The sequence below is a fragment of the Sphingomonas sp. T1 genome (assembly GCF_902506585.1).
Classification (GTDB): domain Bacteria; phylum Pseudomonadota; class Alphaproteobacteria; order Sphingomonadales; family Sphingomonadaceae; genus Sphingomonas; species Sphingomonas aerolata.
The window spans coordinates 1,826,027-1,847,412 of record NZ_LR733875.1 but is presented as its reverse complement, the minus strand read 5'-3'; the positions used below and the strand labels follow the sequence as shown (position 1 = coordinate 1,847,412).

The window sequence follows — 21,386 nt, the reverse complement described above, 5'->3', positions numbered from 1 at the left end:
GTTATACCAAGGTATAACAGTGGATCGCCGCCCCGCAAGCTGCCGCCTTCGCGGTTGGCGCGGATCTCGATCGATCCTTTGCGCCACGACCTGCGCCGCCCGCCCGTACCATTGCCGGATCCGCTCCAGTGGCTAGCGCAGCAGCCCCGCAGCGCGGAGCGCACCGTTGATCATGTCGCCGACCTGCGATCGGCCCGGACTGTGGCTCCATGGGTGCGGACGGGGCGATGCGGGCTTCGGCTTCGCGCGGGTCGCCGCCGCGCGCGCCGATGGGCGCTCGATCAGCCCGAAGAACGCGGCGCTGTGCAACGTCGACGAGATCCCCGCCTCCAGCATGTGCGGACCCGGCTGGCCGAGACCGTCGGCGCCCGTCGTGGCCAGCGGTGTGCCGTGACCCAGCCCGCGGATCCGATACTCCTCGACCGCGGCACGGCCCTGCGCGTCGCGCCAGAGGCGATGGGCATGGCCTTCGACCTGTTCGACCTCGTCGGGTGCGTAGGCGAGCCCGTGCACGCCGCGCCACTGTGCAACGATCGCATCGGCATTGGCGGGCACCACGGTCGCATCGGCATCGCCGTGCCAGACCGAGACGCGCGGCACGCGTCCGCCGGCCGGCGCCGCGCCGTCGACCAGCGCGGCCAGCCGGGAATCTGCGGGCAGGCCCCGCCCGCGCATCCGGTCGAGCGCCTGCGACATCGAGGTCGCGGTGCCATAGGGAAGCCCAGCGATGATTGCCCCGGCAGCGAACAGCTCGGGATAGGTGGCGAGCATCACGCCAGCCATCGCACCGCCGGCCGACAATCCCGTCACATAGATGCGGTCGGGATCGATCGCGACGTCGCGGACCATCGTCGCGATCATCGACCGGATCGACTGCGCCTCACCGCCACCGCGACGAATGTCCTCGGCGTCGAACCAGTTGAAGCAGAGATTGCCGTTATTCGCGCGCTGCTGCTCGGGATAGAGCACGGCGAATCCGTGCCGGTCGGCAAGATCGGACCAGCCCGCCCCCCGGTCGTACCCCGTGGCGGTCTGCGTGCAGCCATGGAGAACGACGACCAGCGGCATCCGCCGGTCGGACGTCGCCTCGGGCACATAGGTCAACGCACGCAACGCGCCGGGATTCGCGCCGAATGATTCGAGCGGGCGCAGGCGTGAGTCGTCGCCCTCCGGCTGCTCGGCGAAGCGCGCCGCCGCGGCGCGTTGCGCCTGCGCCAGTTGCGCGAGTGTTTCCGAAAGCCTGGCCATCGATCGTCCCGTCATGCGCGCCCGACGCCTTGACGCCCGGCCCCGTGAATGGTGCAGTGCAGCATATCTTGTGCCGCCCCTGCCCGATCACAAGGGTAAATCGCTGCCGGAGCTCAGCCGTGCGACCGCGCGAAGGCGGCGGCGTCGGCGACCTGTGCGTCGCTCGGGCGGACGCCGGTGTAGAGCACGAACTGCTCGAGCGCCTGAAGGATCGCGACCTCGGTGCCGGTGATGCAGCGTTTCCCCGCCGCTGCTGCGGCGCGCAGGAACGGCGTTTCCGGGGGATATTGCACGACCTCGAACGCAATGGCGCTCGTCGCGATCATCGCCGGCGGAAAGGCGAGCGCCTCCGCATCGGCTCCCGTCATCCCCATCGGCGTGACGTTGATCAGCAGGTCCGCCTGCTCTTCGGTGTGAAGATCCGCGGCCCATGCGAAGCCATAGAGATTGGCGAGCGCACGCCCGGCGGGTTCGTTGCGCGCGACGATCACGCCGTCGCGAAAGCCCGTGTCGCGCAATGCCGCGGCGACCGCCTTCGCCATCCCGCCCGATCCGCGCAGCACGAACCGCGTTGCCGGGTCGATATCCGCGATCAGCGCCGCGACCGCGGCATAATCCGTGTTGTGCCCGGTCAGCACGCCATCGTCGTTCACGATCGTGTTGACGCTGTCGATCGCCGCGGCCGAGGGCGCGAGTCCATCGAGCAGCGCGATCACCGCCTCCTTGAACGGCATCGAGATCGCGCAGCCCCGGATGTCGAGCGCCCGGATACCGCGCACCGCGCCCTCCAGGTCGCGGGTCGAGAACGCCTTGTAGACATAGTCGAGCCCGGTCAGCGCATAGAGCCGATTATGGAACCGGGTCCCGAAATTGCCCGGTCGCGCGGACAAGGACATGCACAGGCGTGTATCGCGCCCGATCAGCGGACGAGCGGGTTCCGGGGCTGAGGTCTGTTGGGTCATCACCATAAAATAGGACGGCGATCCGTCGGGGTCGAGATACAAGCGCGGCGGAACAAGCGCCGCTACCCGGCGTAGAACCGGCGATGCGCGTCGTGACCCTTGCCGAACCGGACGATTTCGATGGCTGGCGCGATGCAGCGCGCGGCCTGATGGCCGATGACGTGCCCCCCGACGATGTCGTGTGGCAGGTCGGCAACGCCCCCGCCGACCTGTTCGGGACGGTGCCACCGGATCCTCCTGCAGCATCCGCGCCGCGGGCTGCCTCCGCGACCGTCTCGGTCCCGCGCGCGTTCCTCGATCTTGCCCGCAGCGTCATCCTCGGCAGCGATCCGGAGCGGTTCGCGTTGCTCTACACGCTGCTTCACCGCCTGCGCCGCGAACCCAAGCTGATCGAGGATCGGGCCGATCCGCTCGTGCGACGGCTTGACCGGATTGCGAAGGATGTCCGCCGCGACATCCACAAGATGCGCGCGTTCCTGCGCTTCCGCGAGGTCGAGGAAGAGGGCGCAACCCGGTTCGTCGCCTGGTTCGAACCCGATCACCACATCGTCCGCGCCAACGCCGCCTTCTTCGTCAACCGCTTCGCGAGCATGCGCTGGTCGATCCTGACCCCCGACGTCTCGATCCACTGGGACGGGACGATGCTCAGCGAAGGACCGGGCGCCAAGAAGACCGACGCACCCGAGGGCGATCCGACCGAAGAGGTCTGGAAGACCTATTACGCCAGCACCTTCAACCCGGCGCGCGTCAAGATCGGCGCGATGTTGAAGGAGATGCCCCGCAAATACTGGAAGAACATGCCCGAAACCGATCTCGTCCCCGGCATGATCGCCACCGCACAGGCACGCGAGAGCGGCATGATCGAGCGCGCCCGCGACGTCGTCGGCGGTAACAGCATGATCGCCTGGGAGGCGCTGCGCGACGAGGCCGCGGGCTGTACCCGCTGCCCGCTCTACAAGCCCGCGACCCAGACCGTGTTCGGCGAGGGACCGATCGACGCGCCGCTGATGTTCGTCGGCGAACAGCCAGGCGACCAGGAGGATCTTGCCGGGCGGCCGTTCGTCGGCCCCGCCGGTCAGATGTTCGATCGCGCGATGGCGGAGGCGGGACTCGACCGCAGCCGCGCCTATGTCACCAACGCGGTCAAGCATTTCAAGTTCGAGCAGCGCGGCAAGCGGCGCATCCACGCCAAGCCCGGCGCCGGCGAGATCGAGGCCTGCCGGTGGTGGATCGAGCAGGAGCAGATGCTCGTCGCGCCCAAGGTGACGATCGCGCTCGGCGCCACCGCGGCCCGCTCGCTGTTCGGCAAGGTGATGACGATCGGCAAGGAACGCGGCCGCGCGCTGCAGCTTCCCGGCGGCGGCGAGGCATGGATCACCGTCCATCCCAGCTACCTGCTGCGCCTGCCCGACAAGGTTCAGGCCGACGAGGAATATGCGCGATTCGTCGAGGATCTGCGAATGGCCGGCACGCGGCTGGCTTAGGCGAACCGATTGGCCCTTCCCTTCGCGCGCCGCATCGCGCAAATCCCCGCGCCATGTTCGAAAAGATTCTGGCCGTGCTGGCCACCTTCACGATCTGGGTGATCTCGTCCGGCGGCTATGTCGGCATCGCGATCCTCATGGCGATCGAAAGCGCGTGTATCCCGCTTCCATCCGAGATCATCATGCCGTTCGCCGGCTATCTGGTGTCGACCGGCCGGTTCGACCTGTATCTCGCCGCCACCGCGGGCGCGATCGGGTGCAACCTCGGCTCGATCGTCGCCTATGAGGTCGGCAAGCGCGGCGGTCGACCGATGGCCGAGCGCTGGGGTCGCTATGTCCTGATCGGGCCGGGCGAGCTCGATACGGCGGACCGGTTCTTTGCGCGCTGGGGCAGCATGGCGGTGCTGATCGGGCGTCTGCTCCCCGTCATCCGCTCGTTCATCGCCTTTCCGGCGGGTGTCGCGCGGATGAAGCTCGTGCCCTTCCACCTCTACACCTTCATCGGCTCCTGGCCGTGGTGCTTCGGGCTTGCCTGGGTCGGCATGAAGCTCGGCGACAAATGGGACAGCGACCCGCGTGTGAAGGCCGCCTTCCACAGCGCGGACCTGCTGATCGGCATCGTCCTGATCGCGCTGGTCGGCTTCTATATCTGGCACCGCGTCCGCGGGCTGAAGCGTCACCCGTAACCACGACGCCGGGCAAGCGCGCGCAGGTCTTCGTCACGCGTCGGTGCCAGCGCCTGCACACGCCGCTGGTACGCGGCGACGATCTCCGGCCCGGCCTGTGCGGGTGAGCCGCTGTCAAACGGTGGCTGGGGATCATATTCGAGCGCCAATTGCACCATGCGTGCATGCGCCTCGCCGCGGATAAGCGCGATCAGCGTCAGCGCAAAGTCGATGCCCGCCGTCACACCGCCGCCGGTGACTCGGTTCCGATCGACCACGGTGCGCGCGTCGACGGGGATCGCACCGAAGAGCGGCAACATGTCACGCTGAGCCCAGTGGCACCCCGGGCGGTACCCGTCGAGCAATCCCGCGGCACCCAGGATCAACGAGCCGGTGCAGACACTGGTGACCCATGTCGCGCCTGCCCCGACGGCCCCCACCCATGCCATCGCTTCGTCGTCGGCGATGACGTCGTTGGGTCCGAAGCCTCCCAGGACGCAAAGGATGTCCGCGTACGGCACCTCGGCAAAGATCGCGGTCGGAAGGATCGAAAACCCGGCGTCGGTTGGCACCGGATCGCGCGTCTTCCAGACAAGATCGACCTGCGCCTCGCCAAGCCGCGACAGGATCTGGGCAGGACCGGTGAGGTCGAGCTGGGTGACGTTGGGAAACAGCAGGAAGGCGATACGAAGAGGGTCGCGCATGGCACAGGCTCCGTCCAGAGGGGCTGCCCAGGCGCGCGGCGGAACCGTCCGCGCTTCCCCGTGGTGATCCACTCGGCGCCAGTCACGCGGACGAGCCGACGCTATGCGGTTGTCTTTGACGACGCAACAGCATCGACGGGTTCGCGCCCTGCACGCAAACCGGTCGCGGCAGCCTAGGGGAGGACGGGCACCTCAGCTGCACGCTCCTTGTTTTCCCGGCGCGCTTCGCGAACGCGCTGGCCGAAGCATCCGGTTGCGCCGCCAGGGCCGACGGTCGAGCAGCTGCCGATGCTGTTCGCACCGACACCGGTGCCGAGCGTGCCCTGCGCCTTGGCCGCCCAGCTCTCATTTTCGGGCGTCACGGCGAACTCGCGCAACTCCTTGGGGACGCGATATTGCTCCTGCGCGCTGCGACGCACGCAGATGACGATTTCCTCGCCCTGTGCATTGGTCGGGCAGCGCTCGTTGCCGAACAGCGTGAGCACGCCGTTGACCGGCGCGCTGCGCGACACCTCACCCGGCGCGGAGGCGGGCTTGGCTGCGGGGGCACCGGGCTTGGCCGGGATCGCCGCACCCGACGTCACCGTCTGCGCCGCCACCGGACCGGCGACCAGCAAGGCCGCCGCCATCATCATCCTCATACGCACCACTCCCATAATCCGTATCTGTTGGCCGACAGGATCGGCTATCGTCGGTGGCCCTAGGCTGAACGCCGCAAGGCCACGCGTTTCAGTCCCAACGGCCGGCGGCGCGGTCAGATCCGCTTTGCGGTCGCGATCGCGACCTTGCACCCCAGCCGGATCAACGCGCTCATCACCGGATAGCCGGGGGTTTCCTCCGCCCCGGCAGCGATCGCCGTCGCCTTGTGCTCCAGCTCCTCGGCCTGGAAATCGAGGATCGCCGCGCTCAGTTCGGGATCGCTGTCGCCCAGCGCGACGAGCTGCTCGGCATAATGCTTGTCGATCTCGGTCTCGACCGCCGCAGTGCAGGCCATCGCGGCACGCGGGCTGATCGCGGCAGTGACCGCGCCAAGCGCGAAACCCGCGACCTTCCAGATCGGCTGCAGCACGGTCGGCCGTACGCGCCGCTCGACGATCATCCGGTCGAAGAACGCGCGATGACGCTCCTCCTGCTGCGCCATGTGATGGATCAGGCGCGACGACGGATGCCGGTCGCCCAGCACCGCGAGCTGCCCCGCATAGATGCGGATCGCGCCATATTCGCCGGCCTGGTCGACGCGGACCATCGCCTCGCTCGGGTGCTTGCGATCGCCCGGCTTCCAGCCGGTGCCGCGCGGGACGGTCGGGATCGGGGTCGCGGTGGTCATCGTGTCTTCCTCATCAGCACGAAGATGGTGATCGCGCCGCCCAGGGAAAAGATCGCGTTGAACCCGGCGAGCGAAATCCCCGCCAGCGACCACTGCGCCGAATCACAGCGCACCATCGGCGCATTCATGATCGCGGCGAGCCGTTCGGCCGGCGTCGTGCCCGCCATCGACACCGTCGTGGTGCAGGCGGTGATGCCGTTCCACCAATGATATTCGACCCCGGCATGGAACAGCCCGATCGCGCCGCTGATCCCGATCAGCAACGCCGCGACGAGCACCAGCGAGGCGCGCAGCGAGCGCTGCGGCACCACGAACGTCGCCGCCGCGAGCAGCACCGCCGAATAATGCGGCCAGCGCTGCCAGTGGCACATCTCGCACGGATAGAGCCCGCCAAGATATTGCGACCCTAGCGCCCCCAGCAACAGCAGCAGCGGCAGCACGAGCGCGATCGACCGGGCGATCTCCTCGTTCTTGGTCATCCCCAGCCCGCGGCGTACGCTCACTTGACGGGTGCCTTGGTCGCGGCGGCGACCTGCGCGGCGCCGCCGAGCCGGGCGACCGTCTTCAGCGCATAATAAAGCTGGAAGTCCTCGACCCCCTGCTTCTTCAGCGCCTCGGGCGTCGCCGAGAAGCGCGGATCGTCCTTGGTATCTTCCTCGAGCACCGCATTGTCGGCCTTCACCTCGTTGATCAGGTGACGACGCAGGTCGGCCTCGCGGAACACCGGGCGCGCCTTGTGATCGGGATCGCTGATCTGGGGCACGCGGATATCGGGTTCGATTCCGCCCTCTTGGACGGACCGGCCCGACGGCGTAAAGTAGCGCGCGGTCGTCAGGCGCAACGCGGTCTCGGGCCCGAGCTGGAGCACGGTCTGGACCGATCCCTTGCCGAAGGTGCGTTCGCCCATGATCAGCGCGCGGTGATGATCCTGCAGCGCGCCGGCGACGATCTCGGAGGCCGATGCGGTCCCTGGATCGGTCAGCACGACGACCGGCAGGCCATGCGCGTCGTCGCCGGGCTTGGCGTAGTAGCGCTCGATATCCGTCTTCTCGCGGCCGCGCTGCGACACGATCTCACCGTGATCGAGGAACGCGTCGCTGACTGCGATCGCCTGGGTCAGCAGACCTCCGCCATTCTGCCGCAGGTCGACGACATAGCCGAGCGGACGGTGCCCCAGTGACTTGTCGATCGCCATTATCGCCGCGCGCGTGTCCGCGCCGGTATTCTCGCTGAAGGTGTTGATGTTGATATAACCGACATCGCCGCGCACCTCCCATTTCACCGGCTTCTGAACGATGATCTCGCGCAGCATCGACACGTCGAGCGGCTTGCCGCGACCCGGCCGGACGAGCCCCAGCGTGATCTTGCTGCCGGGCTTGCCGCGCATCTGTGCGACCGCCTCGTCGAGCGAATCGCCGTAGATCAGCTTGCCGTTGATATGCGTGATGTAATCGCCCGACTTGACGCCCGCGCGCGCGGCGGGCGAGTCTTCCTGCGGCGTCACGACCTTGATCGCGCCGTCCTCCATCTGCACCGTCAGGCCGAGGCCGCCATAATTGCCTTCGGTCATGATCCGCAGATTCTCGTAATCCAGCGCATCGACATAGCTCGAATGCGGGTCGAGGCTTGCGAGCATCCCCTGGATCGCGCCCTTGATCAGCGTCTTGTCATCGACCTTGTCGACATATTCCGCCTTCACGCGGTTGAAGACGTCGAGAAACTGGTCGAACTCGCGATACGTGTCGGTATCGACCGCCGCCATCGCCGAGGTGGCCAGCGGCACGAGGGTTAGCGCGCCGAGGATGGCGGTAGCGGTAAGGATCGGACGTGGCATCTAAGGTCCTGAAACCGGGGGAAGGCACAGCGTAGCGGTATAGTGCGCGCGGAGCAAAGCCGCGACGGTCTTCGCGGTCTGGCGAATGGACGCCGGACCGGTTCGTCGTTGATTAGCCGATCAATGCAGCCGCGTCGACGGGTCGCCCGCGCCGCCGAAGCTCGACCGTGATCAGCGGATCCTCGCCCCCCGGCGCGGTGCCGATCCGCGATCCGGCGACGACGCGAACGCCCGGTTTCACCCCGCTGTCGGCAAGCCCGGTCAACAGCGTCGTCCAGCCATCGCCATGATCAAGGATCACGATCCGGCCATAACCGCGAAACGCCCGCGCATAACGGACGATGCCCGCCGCCGGCGCGACCACGCGCGCGTCCGGCGCAACCGCGAAGGTCAGGCCGCGCGATCGCACGCCCACATCGGACACCGCGTCGAAGCCGGTGACGAGCCGACCGCGTACGGGCAGGCGATAGGCACCGCGGACGCGGGCGGCGGGGATGCTGCCGGGGGCAAGCGGGCGCGGCACCGGCCCCGCCAGCGCCGCCAGGTCGAGCGCGGTCGCCTCCGCACTGCCCGACTCGGCGAGGCTGTCGACCAGGTCGCGCGCGCGCTCGCCCAGCGCGATCGCGCGATCGGATTCGCCGATCGCGCCGCGCCCCAGTGCCTGGCTGCGACGGCGATGCGTCGCTTCGAGTTTGGCGAGCGCGACGCGTTGTGCCTCGAGCCGGATCCGTCCGTCACGCAGCGCGCGTGCCGCCTGCGCTGCGCCCGTCTGCAGGCGCCGGGTCCGCCGGAGCGCGGTGCGCACCGCGTCGGCCCGCAGCCGGACCGCAGGTAGGGCGGTGCCCAGAACCGCACGGACATGGACGAGATCGTCGACTGATCCGGGCTGTGCGACCGCGACGATCGTTGGCCGCCGCGCGAGCGATTGCAGCGCCGCCAGCAACCGCGCGATCGGCGACTGGACGACCCCCAGGGCCGCGCGCTGTTCGGTGAGCAGCTGTTCGAGGATGGCGAGGCGGATCCGCGCGGCGGCGATGTCGGCGCGGGTCGCGTCGATCCTTGCGGCCATCGCGCGCGCTTCGGCCCTGGCGCGCTCGGCAGCGTCGCGCTCCTGCGACGCGGCGGCGGCCAGACGTTCGGCGCGTATCGCCGCGATCCGCGCGCCGCGTCTCGCCTCGATCAGTCGCTGCTGCGGTGTCGCCGCCGCACTCGCGCGCGGGGTGGCGGCAAGACCAAGGGCGACTGCCGCGAACAGCAACAGCACTGCCGATGACAGGCGCGATGACGCGGTGATCCGCATCGTCAGCCTTCGCGGTGATACGGGTGGTTGGCCAGGATGCTCGTCGCGCGGAAGAGCTGTTCGGCGAGCATCGCCCGCGCAAGCAGATGCGGCCAGGTCGCGCGGCCGAAGGAGACCAGCAGGTCGGCCTCGTCGCGCGCGGCGTCGTCGAAGCCGTCGGCCGCACCGATCATGAACCGGGCCTCGCGCACGCCGTCGTCACGCCACCGCTCGAGCACGCGCGCGAACGCCATGGACGACAGCACGTCGCCCTTTTCATCGAGCAGGATCCGCCGGGTCTGGTCGCCGACCGGGGGAATCCGCCCGCCCGTGTCGGGAAGCTCGGACACCTTGGTCGGCCATGCGATCCGCTTCAGATAGCGATCGACGAGTTCGGCTTCGGGCGATCGCCCGATCCGGCCGCGGGCGACGATATGCAGCAGCATCGCCCGCGCACCCGGATCAGTCTTGGTCGGACAGGTCGGCGAACGGAGCAGTCGGCGGCGTCGGCGCATCGCCGAACGCCCACATCCGCTCGAGATTGTAGAAGCTGCGGACTTCGGGGCGGAACAGGTGGACGATGATGTCGGTGGCGTCGATCAGGACCCAGTCCGCGGTCGGCAGCCCCTCGATCTTCACCGGACGCTTGAACTCGGCCTTGATACGCTCGGCCAGCTTCTGTGCCATCGAGGCGACCTGGCGGGTCGAACGGCCGCTGGCGATCACCATGTAATCGGCGATGCTCGTCTTGCCCGCGAGCGGGATCGAGATGGTCTCGACCGCCTGGTCGTCGTCGAGCGACGCGAGGATCAGGCGATGCAGCGCCTCAACCTCTTCGGGGTCGGTCGCGCGAGGGGCAGTAGGGGAAGTGGCCAAGTCAGCTCCTGGGTCAGGTTACCGGCCCGGCAACATGCTGGAACCAGTCGGGATTTTCGGCGCGCAGGCCGGTTGCGGAGGTCGGGTCGGGTCGGAAGCGCAACAGCACAAGGGCCGGCAATCTCCACGTCGTCCAGCTCTTCGCATGGTCTGTGCGCCGTTGGAAGCGCCGCAGCCAACCCATCGCGGGGGCCGCGAGGGCGCGCCCGTCATATCCCGGCCGAGCGATTACCGCAATCGGAACCTCGCGGGCGATCGCGCGCCAGTTCTTCCACCGGTGGAAGTCGGCGAGATTGTCCGCACCCATCAGCCAGATGAAGCGGATCTTCGGATGGCGTCGCCTGAGCTTGCGGATCGTGTCGAGCGTATAGCGGGTGTGCAGCCGGGTCTCGATATCGGTGGCGCGGATCGGGGCGCGCCGCGCCATCCGCCGGGCAGAGGCGAGCCGCGCGGACAGCGGCGCCATGTCGCGCGCCGCCTCTTTCAGCGGATTACCCGGCGAGACGAGCCACCACGCCTCGTCGAGCGCGAGCGCCTCGATCGCCGAAAGCGTGATCGCGCGGTGCCCCCGGTGTGCCGGGTTGAACGATCCGCCGAGAATACCGACGCGGGTCATGGCGTCACGCGCGACGCCGATCGGCCCGACACCTCAACCCCGCACCTGCCCCGTGCCGCGTCCGATCCACTTGTAGGTCGTCAGCCCCTCCAGTGCGACCGGGCCGCGCGCGTGGAGCCGCCCCGTGGCGATGCCGATCTCCGCACCCAGCCCGAATTCGCCGCCATCGGCAAACTGGGTCGACGCGTTCCACAGCACGATCGCGCTGTCGACCTGCGCGAGAAACCGCTCGGCGACGTCCGCATCGGCCGCGACGATCGCATCGGTATGGTGCGACCCGTGCCGCGCGATATGCGCGACCGCACCGTCCAGCCCGTCGACGATCGCGACCGAGGCGATCGCGTCGAGATATTCGGTATCCCAGTCCGCCGCGTCCGCCGCCGCGATTTCGGGCACGAGCGCGATCGCAGCCGCATCGCCCCGCACGACACAACCTGTATCAGCCAGATGGCGGATCAGCGACACCGCGCCATCATAGCTGCGGTCGATCAGCAGCGTCTCCATCGCGCCGCAAATGCCGGTCCGGCGCATCTTCGCATCGACCACCACCGCCGCCGCCATCGCGGGGTCGGCGGATGCATCGACATAGACATGATTGATCCCGTCGAGATGCGCGAGCACCGGCACGCGCGCCTCGGCCTGGACACGCGCGACCAGGCTCTTGCCGCCGCGCGGGATGATCAGGTCGATCGCGCCGTCCGCCGTGAGCATCGCCCCCACCGCTGCGCGGTCGGTGGTCGGGACCAGCTGCACCGCGTCCGCGGGGACCCCACCCGCGGCGAGGCCTTCGATCAGGGCGGCGTGAATCGCACGATTGCTCGCCACGGCTTCCGATCCGCCGCGCAGGATCGCGGCATTGCCTGCCATCACGCACAACGCGGCGGCGTCTGCGGTCACGTTGGGCCGGCTTTCATAGATGATCCCGATCACGCCGATCGGTACGCGGACCCGGCTGAGGACGAGGCCATTGGGACGTGCGCGCGAATCCATGATCTGGCCGACCGGATTGGCCAGCGCAGCAACCGCGGCGACGCCGTCAGCCATCGCCGCGATCCGCCCGGGATCGAGCCGCAACCGATCGAGCAGCGCCCCCGACAGCCCCGCGGCGGTCGCGCGCGCCATATCCTCGCGGTTCGCCGCCTCGATCGTCGCCGCTGCGTCGCGCAGCGCCGCCGCCGCAGACACCAGGCCTGCGGCCTTGCGCGGAGTCGGCAGCGCCGCGAGAACGCTTGCGGCGCGGCGCGCGCGCGCGCCCATGTCGGCGATCAGGGTTGCGGGGTGCGTCTCGGCGCCGGGAAGGTCGGTCATGCCATCCGACTATCACGCCAAACCGACTCGCGCCAACGCCCGGGCTGCGTTACGCTTGCGTTATGAACGGAGACATGGGGGCAGCGGCGGACATCGCCACGGGGGCATTGGTCGGACGCGCGTTCGAACCATGTGCTGGCGAATCGACCGCAATCGGCAGGACGCATGCAACGGGCGCGCTCTGTCTCAATTGCGGCACCGCGCTGATCGGCGCGCACTGCCATGCCTGTGGCCAGGCCGCGCATGTCCACCGGTCGCTCGGCGCGATCGGGCATGAGATTGCGCACGGCGTGTTCCATTTCGAGGGCAAGATCTGGCGCACGCTGCCGCTGCTCGTCCTGCATCCCGGCACGCTCACCCGGCGCTACGTCAATGGCGAGCGCGCGCGGTTCGTCTCGCCGCTCGCGCTGTTCCTGTTCACCGTCTTCCTGATGTTCGCGACGATCGGTGTGGTCGGTGGCGAGATAACCGAGCAGATCGCCGCCCCCACGACGCGCGACCGCGCCGAACTCGCACGCGGGCTGGACGAGGCCCGTGGTGACCTAGCCCGCATCGAGCGGGACCGCGCGATCGCAGTGCGCGCGGGTCAGTCGACCACCGATCTCGATACGCAGGCACTCGTCCTGCGCGGCAGCATCCGCGCGCTGACGAGCGCAAGCGGCACGACCAGACGCGACACGGACAACTTTACCTTCACCGACGTGAAGAAGACCGGCTGGCCACTGCTCGACCACGGCATCGCCAAGGCGAACGCCAATCCCGGCCTGATGATCTACAAGCTCCAGTCGAGCGCGTATAAATATAGCTGGGGGCTGATCCCGCTTTCGGTGCCGTTCATGGCGCTGCTGTTCCTGTGGCGCCGCAAGCACCATCTCTACGACCACGCGATCTTCGTTACCTATTCGCTGGCGTTCATGATGCTGCTGGTGATCGCGCTGATGCTTGGCGGGCTGGCGGGGCTGGCGAGCGGGTGGATCGTGATGGCGGCGTTGCTCGTCCCGCCGGTCCACATGTTCGCGCAGCTCCGCGGCGCCTATGCGCTCGGCAAGGTTTCGGCGGGATGGCGCACCGTCGCGCTGCTCACCTTCGCGTTCACCGTGCTGATCGCGTTCGTCGTGCTGATCCTGCTGCACGGCCTGACGGAGTAGACCTGGACGCCAGCGGTTGCTCGGCTTCGCCTCGACGAGCCCCTCCCCGCGTCCGGCTCACCCGCTCACCGACACGGGTATAAGTTTGCCAGCACGCGCGCATAGCCGTCCTTCAACGGCCGCTTCTGATAACTCGCCGGCAAATCCGACAAGCCGTCGAGCATGTCCATGATTCCCACCGACTCCCCCTCGGGGACGCAGGCGATCGGCGGCTTGCCGGCCGCGGCGCGTGCCGCACGCTCGGCCTTCAGCTGCGTCGTCGCGGCCTTCGCCTCGGCCTTCAGTGCCGGGAAGTCGGGCGACATCAGTGCCATCGGCCCCTGGTCGCGGAGGGCATTGGCGCGCGCGAGAAACGTCCCCACGGTCATCGCCGCGGACGCAGGCATCGCCATCCCGCCAACCAGCATCGCGGCAATCACGGCCTTGGGAAGCACATACGACATGGGCGGCCTTTCCGAAGAAAAGACCGCCCATGGAGGCATTTAGCTGACTAGCCGCTGAACCGGATCAGGCGCCTAGCGGGGTCGGCGTTCCGAACGGCCCATTAGGCCTCCGAGTCTTGGGGATCGACGTCCCCGCCTTTGGTACGAGGCTCGCCTTCGCACCCGGATCCGGCCGGTCGAGATCTTCGCCCGCGATCAGCTGCTTGATCTCATCACCCGTCAGCGTCTCATATTCGAGAAGCGCGCCCGCAACCGTGTGGAGCTGGTCGACATGATCGCTCAGCACCTGCTTGGCACGATCGAGACCGCCTTCGACGATCCGCTTGATCTCGTCGTCGATCAGCTGCGCCGTCTGGTTCGACATGCGCGAAGGACGGCTCGACGAATAGCCGAGGAACGATTCGCCCTCGGGCTCGCCATATTCGAGCGGGCCGACCTTGTCCGACATGCCCCAGCGCGTGACCATGTCGCGTGCCAGACCCGTGGCGTACTGGATGTCGCCGCTCGCGCCCGACGAGACCTTGTCGTAGCCGAAGATGACCTCCTCGGCGACGCGACCACCCATCGACACCGCGAGGTTCGCGTACATCTTGTCGCGGTGATAGCTGTAGCTGTCACGCTCGGGCAGACGCATGACCATGCCCAGCGCACGACCGCGCGGAATGATCGTCGCCTTGTGGATCGGATCCGACGCGGCCTCGTGCATCGCGACGACGGCATGGCCGGCCTCGTGATACGCGGTCATCCGCTTCTCGTCGTCGGTCATGACCATCGAGCGACGCTCTGCGCCCATCATGACCTTGTCCTTGGCCTCCTCGAACTCAGCCATCGCCACCAGACGCTTGCCCTTGCGCGCTGCATGCAGCGCCGCCTCGTTGACGAGGTTAGCAAGATCAGCACCTGAGAAGCCCGGCGTACCGCGCGCAATGACGCGGGCATCGACATCGGGTGCGAGCGGCACCTTCTTCATGTGCACTTCGAGGATCTTGATCCGGCCCTCGATATCCGGGCGCGGCACAACGACCTGACGATCGAAGCGGCCCGGACGCAGCAACGCAGGATCAAGCACATCGGGACGATTGGTCGCGGCGATGATGATGATGCCTTCGTTGGCCTCGAAGCCGTCCATCTCGACCAACAACTGGTTCAGCGTCTGCTCGCGCTCGTCATTGCCATTGCCGAGACCGGCGCCACGATGACGACCGACCGCATCGATTTCGTCGATGAAGACGATGCACGGTGCGGACTTCTTGGCCTGCTCGAACATGTCGCGGACGCGGCTCGCGCCGACGCCGACGAACATCTCGACGAAATCGGAGCCCGAGATCGTGAAGAACGGCACACCCGCCTCGCCGGCGATCGCGCGGGCGAGCAGCGTCTTGCCGGTACCGGGCGAGCCGACCAGCAGCGCGCCCTTGGGGATCTTGCCGCCGAGACGGGCGAACTTGGTCGGGTCCTTCAGGAACTCGACGATCTCCTCAAGCTCCTCACGCGCCTCGTCGATGCCCGCGACGTCGGCAAAGGTGACCTTGCCTTCCTTCTGCGTCAGCATCTTCGCGCGGCTCTTGCCGAAGCCCATCGCGCCAGAGCCGGAATTCTTCTGCATCTGCTTCAGGACGAAGAACGCGATGCCGAGAAACAGCAAAAACGGCAGCGACTGATAGAGGAGCAGCGCCAGCATCGACGGCCCTTCCTCAGGCTTTGCGCTGATCGCCACGCCCTTTTCGCGCAGCTTGGGAACCAGCGTCGCGTCCTGGATCGGATAGGCTTTGAACTTCTCGCCGCTCGACAACGTACCCGAGATGATGTCGCGCGAGATGTTCACGTCCTTGACGGTGCCCTCGTCGACCTTGTCGAGGAACGCCGAATAGGCGATCGTGTTGCCGCTCGAGGTCGCGGTGCGGCCGTCGAACATGGTCACGAACAGCGCCAGCGCGACGAGAATGCCGACCCATATGAGCAGGCTCTTCATCCACGGGCTGCCATTTTCGGGGCCCTGTGGCTTGTTGCCGCGGTTGTCCCCTCGATTGTCATTGTCGTTCATGGGTGCCGGATACCTTTCGAACCTACAAGATAAGCGCGCGCAGGTTAATGGCAATGGAACAAGCCGCGACTTGGCAGCATCAATGTGTCCGCGCGGGACGAATCTACACCGAGCGACGCGGCGGCGCGGGACGGAAGCGCCAGACACCCGCGCGGGGCGATGCGATCACCCCCGCCTGAGTCGCGCGCTTGCCCGCGATCAGCGCATCGAGCAGCCGCTCGATATTGACCGCCGCGCTCCAGTCGCCCTCGATCGTGGCGGCCGCGTCCTGCCCGGCACCGTCGCGCGCGGCGTCCGTGACGGCATCGCGCACCACGCCGATCGCGCGCCGGACCATGCGACGCAACAACTCGCGCGGCACGTCGCCGACGGTCAGCCGGACCTCGCCCGCCGCGACCTTCGCGCGGTCGGCCCAGAGCCATTCGACCGCCGCACGGACATCGGCATCCGCCTCCGCCAGTGCCGCGGCCGCGCGCGCCAGATTGGGGGTGCCGAGCCATTCGTTCGCGCCGAGCAGCCGACGAAACCGCGTGCGGTCATGCCGATCGTCGTGGTTGGACGGGTCGTCGAAAAACGGCACCTCGGCCCGTCGGACGATCGCGCGAAGCTCCGCCCGACGCCAGTCGAGCAGCGGCCGGATGACGGGGATGCCCGCAACCTCGGTCCGGGCGCGCACGCCCGCCAGCCCCGCCAGCCCCGACCCGCGCGCGGCGCGCATCAGGAACGTCTCGGCCTGATCATCGGCATGATGCGCGGTCAGCACGCATCCTGCACCGATCGCGCGCGCATGATCCGCGAGCAGCGCATAGCGGACAGTGCGCGCCTGCGCCTGGATGCTGGCCCCGGTGATCGGCTCGGTCGGCGCCAGCGTCGCGTGGCGGATTCCGAACGTCGCGCAATGTGCCGCCACCATCGCCGATTCGCCCGCGGCTTCGGGGCGCAGACGATGATCGACGCTGGCCACGGTGAAACCGGTCACGAGCGATTCCTGCGCGAGCGTCAGCATCGCCATGCTGTCGGGTCCGCCCGACACCGCGAGCACGGGCGATGTCAGCCCCGCGCCAAGCCTTGCGACCTCCGCTGCAAAACGCTGGGCCTCCTCGGTGAGGACAGGATCGCTCATCCTGCCGGCCACCACACGCCGCGATGCACGCTTACTTGCATTTGGCGGCGGCGCGTCCGGCAGCGACCTTGGCGGTCATGTCGCGTGAGAGCTTGGCGCCATAAACGTCGTTGAGCTCGTCATACACCTTGCACGCATCCGCGGACTTGTTCAGCTTCGTCAGCGACTGGCCGAGATAATAGAGGCTTTCGGACGCCCGCTCACCATCGGGCATCTTCTTGTAATTGTCGTAGAACGCCATCGACGCGAGGCTCGGCTTGCCCTGGTCGAGATAGGCGCGGCCAAGCAGATTCTGCGCATAGCTCGCACGCCGGTCCTTCGGATAGGTCGCAACCACCTTCTTCAGCTGCGTCTGCGCCTCGGCATAGCTCTTGGCCGCCCACAGCCGATAGCCGTAGAGATACTCGTCCTCGGCCGGATTGCCGGTCGACGGCTTCTCGACCGCGTTTGCTGGCCGCGCGGCGGCGGTGGCCCCCGATGGCCGCGCCGGCGGCCCGGCGTCCTCGTCCGGACCACCCGTGCCCTCGACGGCCGTTCCGGCTGCACCGGGCGCACTGTTCGTCCGGGCCGTCTCGATCAGCTTCATCCGGTCGTCGGTCGCGCGCCGATACGCGTCGAACTGCTCCTGCAGCTGGCGGATCTTGTACTCGGTCTGCTCGACCTGCCCGGTCATCGACGCAATCTGCTGTTCGAGCGAGGTCACGCGCTGCGCCAGATCGGCGACCGCGCTGGTGGCGGGCGTGCCAGGACCGGGGCCTGCGGTCGTCTGCGGGCCCGTCACTTCGGGCTGCAGCAACTGCCCTGCCCCGCCCGGAAACACCTTGCGCTGGACCGCGCGCATCTCGCTCTCGAGCTTGCCGACACGACCTTCGACGTTCGACTGCGCGGATGCCGCGACGGGCAGCGATGCACCGGCAAGCAGAATGCCGACGATGATGGACTTATGCATGGGCTATACCCCCCGGGGCACTGGATAAGACGAGCGATATAGCTGCAACATCATTCCTGTCGCCAGCCTTAAGGCGTTCCCGATGCATTGCCCGGTGCCCCCTCGGCAGCGGCATCGCCACCGCTCGCGGCAGGCGCGCCGTTGAGCCGTGCGGCGATCGCCGGGGCGCCGACGCGGACGTCCTTGATCGCGCGTTCGCCGGTTCCCAGCGGCGGCACGTTCGAGCCGTTGAGCGTAACCGTCAGCTTGTCCGGGCGACCGACGTTGATCATCGGATCCTTCGCGTCACGCGGCACGTCGAACCGATCGCCGGCCTTCATCGTCCCCAGATACAGCGTCTTGTTGTCGGCATCATAGACGCGCATCCACACTTCGTCGGTCGCGGCCAGCGTGACCTGCCCGGTCTCCAGCGCCGGCGCCGCGGGCGCCGCTGCGGGGGAGGCCGGCGTCGGGCTGGGCACTTCGGCAACCGTCGCCACCGATCCCGCCGCAGACCCGGACGTGGTCGCGCCGCCACGGAACAGGTCGGTGCCGTACCAGATGCCGACCAGGATCAGCACGGCCAGCGCGATGCCGAGCGCGATCACCGCCACGCCGCGCGACGGTACCCGCGACGGATCGGACATTTCATAGGGTTCGTATTCGGGCGTGCGGCGCACGATCTTGCCAAGCTCGGCGCGCACGAGATTGGCCACCCGCACCTCGTCCGCGCCGACTGCGCGGGCATAGGCCTTGGCGAACCCGACCGCATAGGTCGACGACGGCAAAGTCGCGTAATCAGACGCCTCGATCGCCTCGAGATGCCGCAGCGGCACGCGCGTCCGGCCCCCGACATCGGCGATCGTCAGCCCCTGTGCCTCGCGCGTTGCGCGCAGGATATCGCCGGCCCGTTCGGGCGAGGCGGGCGGAGGGATCTGCCCGGTTGCGACGTCGTCCATTCTTGTCTCCGATTATGGGCTGTAGCGCGCGCCCATCAAGGCGGGTCATGTTCCAGAGCCAATAACCCATGTCAACGCGAAGGCCCTAGCGAAACCCGCGCGTCAGGCCAGCTCGACGCCGTTTTCCGTCGCCCAGTCGGTCAGCACGGCACGCATGTCGCGCGGTGGATCGGCGAGCAGGGCCGTCATCTTCGCGGTAATCGCCGCCAGATCGAGCGAGCGCGCCATCGCCTTGATCGGCCCGACCGCGGCCGGGGTGATCGACAGCCGGTCGATCCCGATCCCCGCCAGCGCCATCGCCTCGAGCGGCCGCCCGCCCATCTCGCCACATACGCCGAGATCGACACCGGCGGCACGCGCGGGCTCGACGAGCCGGGCGAGGAACCGCAGGATCGACGGGCTCAGCCAGTCATAGCGCTCGGCGAGCTTGGGATTGGCGCGGTCGGCGGCAAACAGGAACTGTGTCAGGTCGTTGGTGCCGACCGAGAGGAACTGGATCTTGGGCAGCAGGATGTCGAGCATCTCGGCAAGTGCTGGCACCTCGAGCATCGCGCCGTAGCGGATCGTCGTCGGCAGCTTGCGCCCGCGTCCCGCGAGCCAGCTTCGCTGCGCCTCGAACAGCGCCTTGGCCTCGTCGAACTCCCAAGGCTCGCTGACCATCGGGAACATCACGTTGAGCGTGCGCCCCGCCGCCGCTTCCAGCAGCGCGCGTGCCTGCACCTTCATCAGCCCGTCGCGTTCGAGCCCCAGCCGCAGCGCGCGCCAGCCCATCGCCGGATTTTCCTCATCCGCGGCGGCCTTGTTGAGATAGGGCAGCGCCTTGTCGCCGCCGATATCGACGGTGCGGAAGATCACCGGCCGATCGCCCGCCACCTCCAGCACCTCGCGGTACAGCCGCTGCTGGCGCTCGCGCTGCGGCAGCGTCGCGGATACCAAAAACTGGAATTCGGTCCTGAACAGGCCGATCCCGTCCGCGCCGGTGATGTCGAGCGCGGCCGCATCGTCGCGCAACCCGGCATTGACCATCAGCGTCAGCCGGTGGCCATCCTTCGTGATCGGCGGCACGTCGCGCAGCGCCGCGAACGCCGCCCTGCGCTTCTGCCGCAGCGCAAGCCGCGCCTCGAACGCCTCCTCCATCGCGGCGGAGGGCCGCGCGAAGACATTGGCGTCGGCGCTGTCGAGCAGCAGCAGGTCGCCCTCGGCGATCAGCCGCCGGACGTCGCGGACACGGCCGAGCACCGGCACGCCCATCGCCCGCGCGACGATCGTCACGTGCGCGGTGAGCGATCCCTCCTCGAGGATCACGCCCTTCAACCGCCGCTTGTCATATTCGAGCAATTCGGCCGGCCCCAGATTGCGCGCGATCAGGATCGTGTCCTGCCTGAGCCCCATCTGCGCGGCGGTACCCATCTGGCCCGACACGATCCGCAGGAGGCGGTTCGCCAGATCCTCCAGATCGTGCATCCGGTCGGCGAGCAGGGGATCGTCGATCTGCCGCATCCGCTGGCGGGTGCGCTGCTGGACGCGCTCGATCGCCGCTTCCGCGGTCAGGCCGGAATCGATCGCCTCGTTGATCCGCCGCGCCCAGCCCTCGTCATAGGCGAACATCTTGTAGGTCTCGAGGACCTCCTCATGCTCGCCGCCGACGCCGAACTCGGCCTCGCGCGTCATCCGCTCGATGCCTTCGCGCATCTTGTCGAACGCGGCATAGACACGGTGCCGCTCGGCATCGGTGTCCTCGGCGACGGTATGCTCGATATGAATGCGTGGCTGGTGGAACACGGCAAAGCCCGCACCCATCCCGTCGACCAGCTTCTGCCCCGGGATCCGCATCGCCGCGGTCGATTGCGGGCGATCCGACCCGCCGCCCGCGGTGTCGATCAGCCCGGCATTGGCGATCAGCTCGCTCAGCACCATCGCGACGGTCTGCAGCGCCTCGATCTCGACGTCCTGATATTTACGCGTTTCGGCATGCTGCACCGCAAGAACGCCGACCGCGCGTTCGCGCCGGATGATCGGCACGCCGGCAAAGCTGTGATAGCGCTCCTCGCCGGTCTCGGGCTTGTAGGCGAAATCGGGATGGCTCGCCGCCTCGTCGAGATTGAGCACCTCGACCTGCTGCGCGATCGTGCCGACCAGCCCCTCGCCCAGCGCCAGCTTGGTGACGTGCACCGCCTCCTGCGCAAGGCCGCGCGTCGCGAACAGCTCGAGCACGCCTTCGCGCAGGAGGTAGATCGAACAGACCTCGCTATCGATCGCCGCGGCGATGATGCCGACGACCGAATTGAGCTTGGCTTGCGCGGTCGTGCGCGCGGCCATCACGTCGTGAAGGCTGGTGAGGATCTCGCGGGCGGAGGCGGCGGCCGAAACGGGCATGGGGAGGAGCTACCAGATCAAGCGCTTGGGTGCCACGCAACAAAAGCATTCTTCTGCGCAAG

21 protein-coding genes and 1 riboswitch are annotated in these 21,386 nt (G+C 68.1%); of the genes, 3 read left to right on the top strand and 18 right to left on the bottom strand.

The features are described 5' to 3' along the window. Positions 1-132 precede the first annotated feature (132 nt). Together GV027_RS08325 and GV027_RS08320 are read right to left on the bottom strand one after the other, a co-directional pair. Entirely contained in the window at positions 133-1,248 is a 1,116-nt protein-coding gene (locus GV027_RS08325) for an extracellular catalytic domain type 1 short-chain-length polyhydroxyalkanoate depolymerase (protein WP_159511571.1), read from the bottom strand. Between the two features lie 113 nt (positions 1,249-1,361). Next, positions 1,362-2,210: a shikimate 5-dehydrogenase gene (locus GV027_RS08320; RefSeq protein ID WP_159511570.1), complete on the bottom strand. Its 849-nt coding sequence runs from the start codon at positions 2,208-2,210 to the stop codon at positions 1,362-1,364. A gap of 83 nt (positions 2,211-2,293) precedes the next feature. Between GV027_RS08320 and GV027_RS08315 the strand changes: the two genes are divergently transcribed. Continuing rightward, positions 2,294-3,694 (top strand): UdgX family uracil-DNA binding protein, encoded by a 1,401-nt coding sequence (locus GV027_RS08315; RefSeq protein ID WP_159511569.1) that lies wholly within the window; start codon positions 2,294-2,296, stop codon positions 3,692-3,694. 53 nt (positions 3,695-3,747) lie between these two features. After that, positions 3,748-4,380: a DedA family protein gene (locus GV027_RS08310; protein WP_031439961.1), complete on the top strand. Its 633-nt coding sequence runs from the start codon at positions 3,748-3,750 to the stop codon at positions 4,378-4,380. Here GV027_RS08310 and GV027_RS08305 read toward each other — a convergent pair. The 10 genes from GV027_RS08305 to GV027_RS08260 all read right to left on the bottom strand — a co-directional run bounded on the left by GV027_RS08305 (position 4,371) and on the right by GV027_RS08260 (position 12,303). Next, the gene (locus GV027_RS08305; protein ID WP_159511568.1) at positions 4,371-5,063 is read right to left on the bottom strand and encodes a DJ-1/PfpI family protein; all 693 of its coding nucleotides are present in this window, start codon (positions 5,061-5,063) and stop codon (positions 4,371-4,373) included. The genes GV027_RS08310 and GV027_RS08305 overlap by 10 nt on opposite strands. Before the next feature lie 18 nt (positions 5,064-5,081). Continuing rightward, a riboswitch (ZMP/ZTP riboswitch) is annotated at positions 5,082-5,159 on the bottom strand. Positions 5,160-5,236: 77 nt separating this feature from the next. Then, positions 5,237-5,704 (bottom strand): hypothetical protein, encoded by a 468-nt coding sequence (locus GV027_RS08300; protein ID WP_056408911.1) that lies wholly within the window; start codon positions 5,702-5,704, stop codon positions 5,237-5,239. 113 nt (positions 5,705-5,817) lie between these two features. Beyond that, positions 5,818-6,390: a demethoxyubiquinone hydroxylase family protein gene (locus tag GV027_RS08295; protein ID WP_042466726.1), complete on the bottom strand. Its 573-nt coding sequence runs from the start codon at positions 6,388-6,390 to the stop codon at positions 5,818-5,820. Beyond that, positions 6,387-6,869 carry a disulfide bond formation protein B gene (locus tag GV027_RS08290; RefSeq protein WP_031395676.1) on the bottom strand — a complete coding sequence of 161 codons (483 nt, stop codon included), beginning with the start codon at positions 6,867-6,869 and terminating at the stop codon, positions 6,387-6,389. Before GV027_RS08290 ends, GV027_RS08295 begins: the two co-directional genes overlap by 4 nt. Positions 6,870-6,889: 20 nt before the next feature. Further along, the gene (locus GV027_RS08285; RefSeq protein WP_159511567.1) at positions 6,890-8,224 is read right to left on the bottom strand and encodes a S41 family peptidase; all 1,335 of its coding nucleotides are present in this window, start codon (positions 8,222-8,224) and stop codon (positions 6,890-6,892) included. A gap of 112 nt (positions 8,225-8,336) precedes the next feature. After that, entirely contained in the window at positions 8,337-9,524 is a 1,188-nt protein-coding gene (locus tag GV027_RS08280) for a murein hydrolase activator EnvC family protein (protein WP_159511566.1), read from the bottom strand. A 2-nt stretch (positions 9,525-9,526) separates the two neighbouring features. Continuing rightward, a complete protein-coding gene (locus GV027_RS08275; RefSeq protein ID WP_031395979.1) occupies positions 9,527-9,949 on the bottom strand; it encodes a 23S rRNA (pseudouridine(1915)-N(3))-methyltransferase RlmH in 423 nt (140 codons plus the stop codon). A gap of 16 nt (positions 9,950-9,965) precedes the next feature. Further along, positions 9,966-10,379: a ribosome silencing factor gene (rsfS, locus tag GV027_RS08270; RefSeq protein WP_031395980.1), complete on the bottom strand. Its 414-nt coding sequence runs from the start codon at positions 10,377-10,379 to the stop codon at positions 9,966-9,968. Positions 10,380-10,392: 13 nt separating this feature from the next. Beyond that, positions 10,393-10,995 (bottom strand): nicotinate-nucleotide adenylyltransferase, encoded by a 603-nt coding sequence (locus GV027_RS08265; RefSeq protein ID WP_031441652.1) that lies wholly within the window; start codon positions 10,993-10,995, stop codon positions 10,393-10,395. Between the two features lie 33 nt (positions 10,996-11,028). After that, positions 11,029-12,303, bottom strand: coding sequence for a glutamate-5-semialdehyde dehydrogenase (locus GV027_RS08260; protein ID WP_159511565.1), 1,275 nt, complete (start codon positions 12,301-12,303; stop codon positions 11,029-11,031). A gap of 62 nt (positions 12,304-12,365) precedes the next feature. On the opposite strand from GV027_RS08260, the gene GV027_RS08255 reads away from it, so the two are divergent. After that, complete coding sequence (locus GV027_RS08255; protein WP_159511564.1) at positions 12,366-13,451, top strand: DUF3667 domain-containing protein; 1,086 nt, start codon at positions 12,366-12,368, stop codon at positions 13,449-13,451. A 65-nt stretch (positions 13,452-13,516) separates the two neighbouring features. On the opposite strand, the gene GV027_RS08250 is transcribed toward GV027_RS08255, so the two are convergent. The 6 genes from GV027_RS08250 to ptsP all read right to left on the bottom strand — a co-directional run bounded on the left by GV027_RS08250 (position 13,517) and on the right by ptsP (position 21,324). Further along, positions 13,517-13,894, bottom strand: a complete 378-nt coding sequence (locus tag GV027_RS08250) for a hypothetical protein (protein ID WP_236559115.1) — start codon at positions 13,892-13,894, stop codon at positions 13,517-13,519. A 64-nt stretch (positions 13,895-13,958) separates the two neighbouring features. Then, positions 13,959-15,938 carry an ATP-dependent zinc metalloprotease FtsH gene (ftsH, locus tag GV027_RS08245; RefSeq protein ID WP_031396187.1) on the bottom strand — a complete coding sequence of 660 codons (1,980 nt, stop codon included), beginning with the start codon at positions 15,936-15,938 and terminating at the stop codon, positions 13,959-13,961. 103 nt (positions 15,939-16,041) lie between these two features. Beyond that, positions 16,042-17,061: a tRNA lysidine(34) synthetase TilS gene (gene tilS, locus GV027_RS08240; protein WP_159511563.1), complete on the bottom strand. Its 1,020-nt coding sequence runs from the start codon at positions 17,059-17,061 to the stop codon at positions 16,042-16,044. Between the two features lie 31 nt (positions 17,062-17,092). Further along, complete coding sequence (locus tag GV027_RS08235; RefSeq protein ID WP_159511562.1) at positions 17,093-18,010, bottom strand: YbgF trimerization domain-containing protein; 918 nt, start codon at positions 18,008-18,010, stop codon at positions 17,093-17,095. Positions 18,011-18,078: 68 nt separating this feature from the next. Beyond that, positions 18,079-18,948 carry a helix-turn-helix domain-containing protein gene (locus GV027_RS08230; RefSeq protein WP_043158400.1) on the bottom strand — a complete coding sequence of 290 codons (870 nt, stop codon included), beginning with the start codon at positions 18,946-18,948 and terminating at the stop codon, positions 18,079-18,081. A gap of 102 nt (positions 18,949-19,050) precedes the next feature. Continuing rightward, positions 19,051-21,324: a phosphoenolpyruvate--protein phosphotransferase gene (gene ptsP, locus GV027_RS08225; protein ID WP_031396191.1), complete on the bottom strand. Its 2,274-nt coding sequence runs from the start codon at positions 21,322-21,324 to the stop codon at positions 19,051-19,053. Between the last annotated feature and the right edge of the window lie 62 nt (positions 21,325-21,386).

Coding starts and splice junctions, on each gene's coding strand:
- GV027_RS08325 (WP_159511571.1), bottom strand. CDS start 1,248: ATGGCCAGGCTTTCGGAAACACTCGCGCAACTGGCGCAGGCGCAACGC.
- GV027_RS08320 (WP_159511570.1), bottom strand. CDS start 2,210: ATGACCCAACAGACCTCAGCCCCGGAACCCGCTCGTCCGCTGATCGGG.
- GV027_RS08315 (WP_159511569.1), top strand. CDS start 2,294: ATGCGCGTCGTGACCCTTGCCGAACCGGACGATTTCGATGGCTGGCGC.
- GV027_RS08310 (WP_031439961.1), top strand. CDS start 3,748: ATGTTCGAAAAGATTCTGGCCGTGCTGGCCACCTTCACGATCTGGGTG.
- GV027_RS08305 (WP_159511568.1), bottom strand. CDS start 5,063: ATGCGCGACCCTCTTCGTATCGCCTTCCTGCTGTTTCCCAACGTCACC.
- GV027_RS08300 (WP_056408911.1), bottom strand. CDS start 5,704: ATGAGGATGATGATGGCGGCGGCCTTGCTGGTCGCCGGTCCGGTGGCG.
- GV027_RS08295 (WP_042466726.1), bottom strand. CDS start 6,390: ATGACCACCGCGACCCCGATCCCGACCGTCCCGCGCGGCACCGGCTGG.
- GV027_RS08290 (WP_031395676.1), bottom strand. CDS start 6,869: ATGACCAAGAACGAGGAGATCGCCCGGTCGATCGCGCTCGTGCTGCCG.
- GV027_RS08285 (WP_159511567.1), bottom strand. CDS start 8,224: ATGCCACGTCCGATCCTTACCGCTACCGCCATCCTCGGCGCGCTAACC.
- GV027_RS08280 (WP_159511566.1), bottom strand. CDS start 9,524: ATGCGGATCACCGCGTCATCGCGCCTGTCATCGGCAGTGCTGTTGCTG.
- GV027_RS08275 (WP_031395979.1), bottom strand. CDS start 9,949: ATGCTGCTGCATATCGTCGCCCGCGGCCGGATCGGGCGATCGCCCGAA.
- GV027_RS08265 (WP_031441652.1), bottom strand. CDS start 10,995: ATGACCCGCGTCGGTATTCTCGGCGGATCGTTCAACCCGGCACACCGG.
- GV027_RS08260 (WP_159511565.1), bottom strand. CDS start 12,303: ATGACCGACCTTCCCGGCGCCGAGACGCACCCCGCAACCCTGATCGCC.
- GV027_RS08255 (WP_159511564.1), top strand. CDS start 12,366: ATGAACGGAGACATGGGGGCAGCGGCGGACATCGCCACGGGGGCATTG.
- GV027_RS08250 (WP_236559115.1), bottom strand. CDS start 13,894: ATGTCGTATGTGCTTCCCAAGGCCGTGATTGCCGCGATGCTGGTTGGC.
- ftsH (WP_031396187.1), bottom strand. CDS start 15,938: ATGAACGACAATGACAATCGAGGGGACAACCGCGGCAACAAGCCACAG.
- tilS (WP_159511563.1), bottom strand. CDS start 17,061: ATGAGCGATCCTGTCCTCACCGAGGAGGCCCAGCGTTTTGCAGCGGAG.
- GV027_RS08235 (WP_159511562.1), bottom strand. CDS start 18,010: ATGCATAAGTCCATCATCGTCGGCATTCTGCTTGCCGGTGCATCGCTG.
- GV027_RS08230 (WP_043158400.1), bottom strand. CDS start 18,948: ATGGACGACGTCGCAACCGGGCAGATCCCTCCGCCCGCCTCGCCCGAA.
- ptsP (WP_031396191.1), bottom strand. CDS start 21,324: ATGCCCGTTTCGGCCGCCGCCTCCGCCCGCGAGATCCTCACCAGCCTT.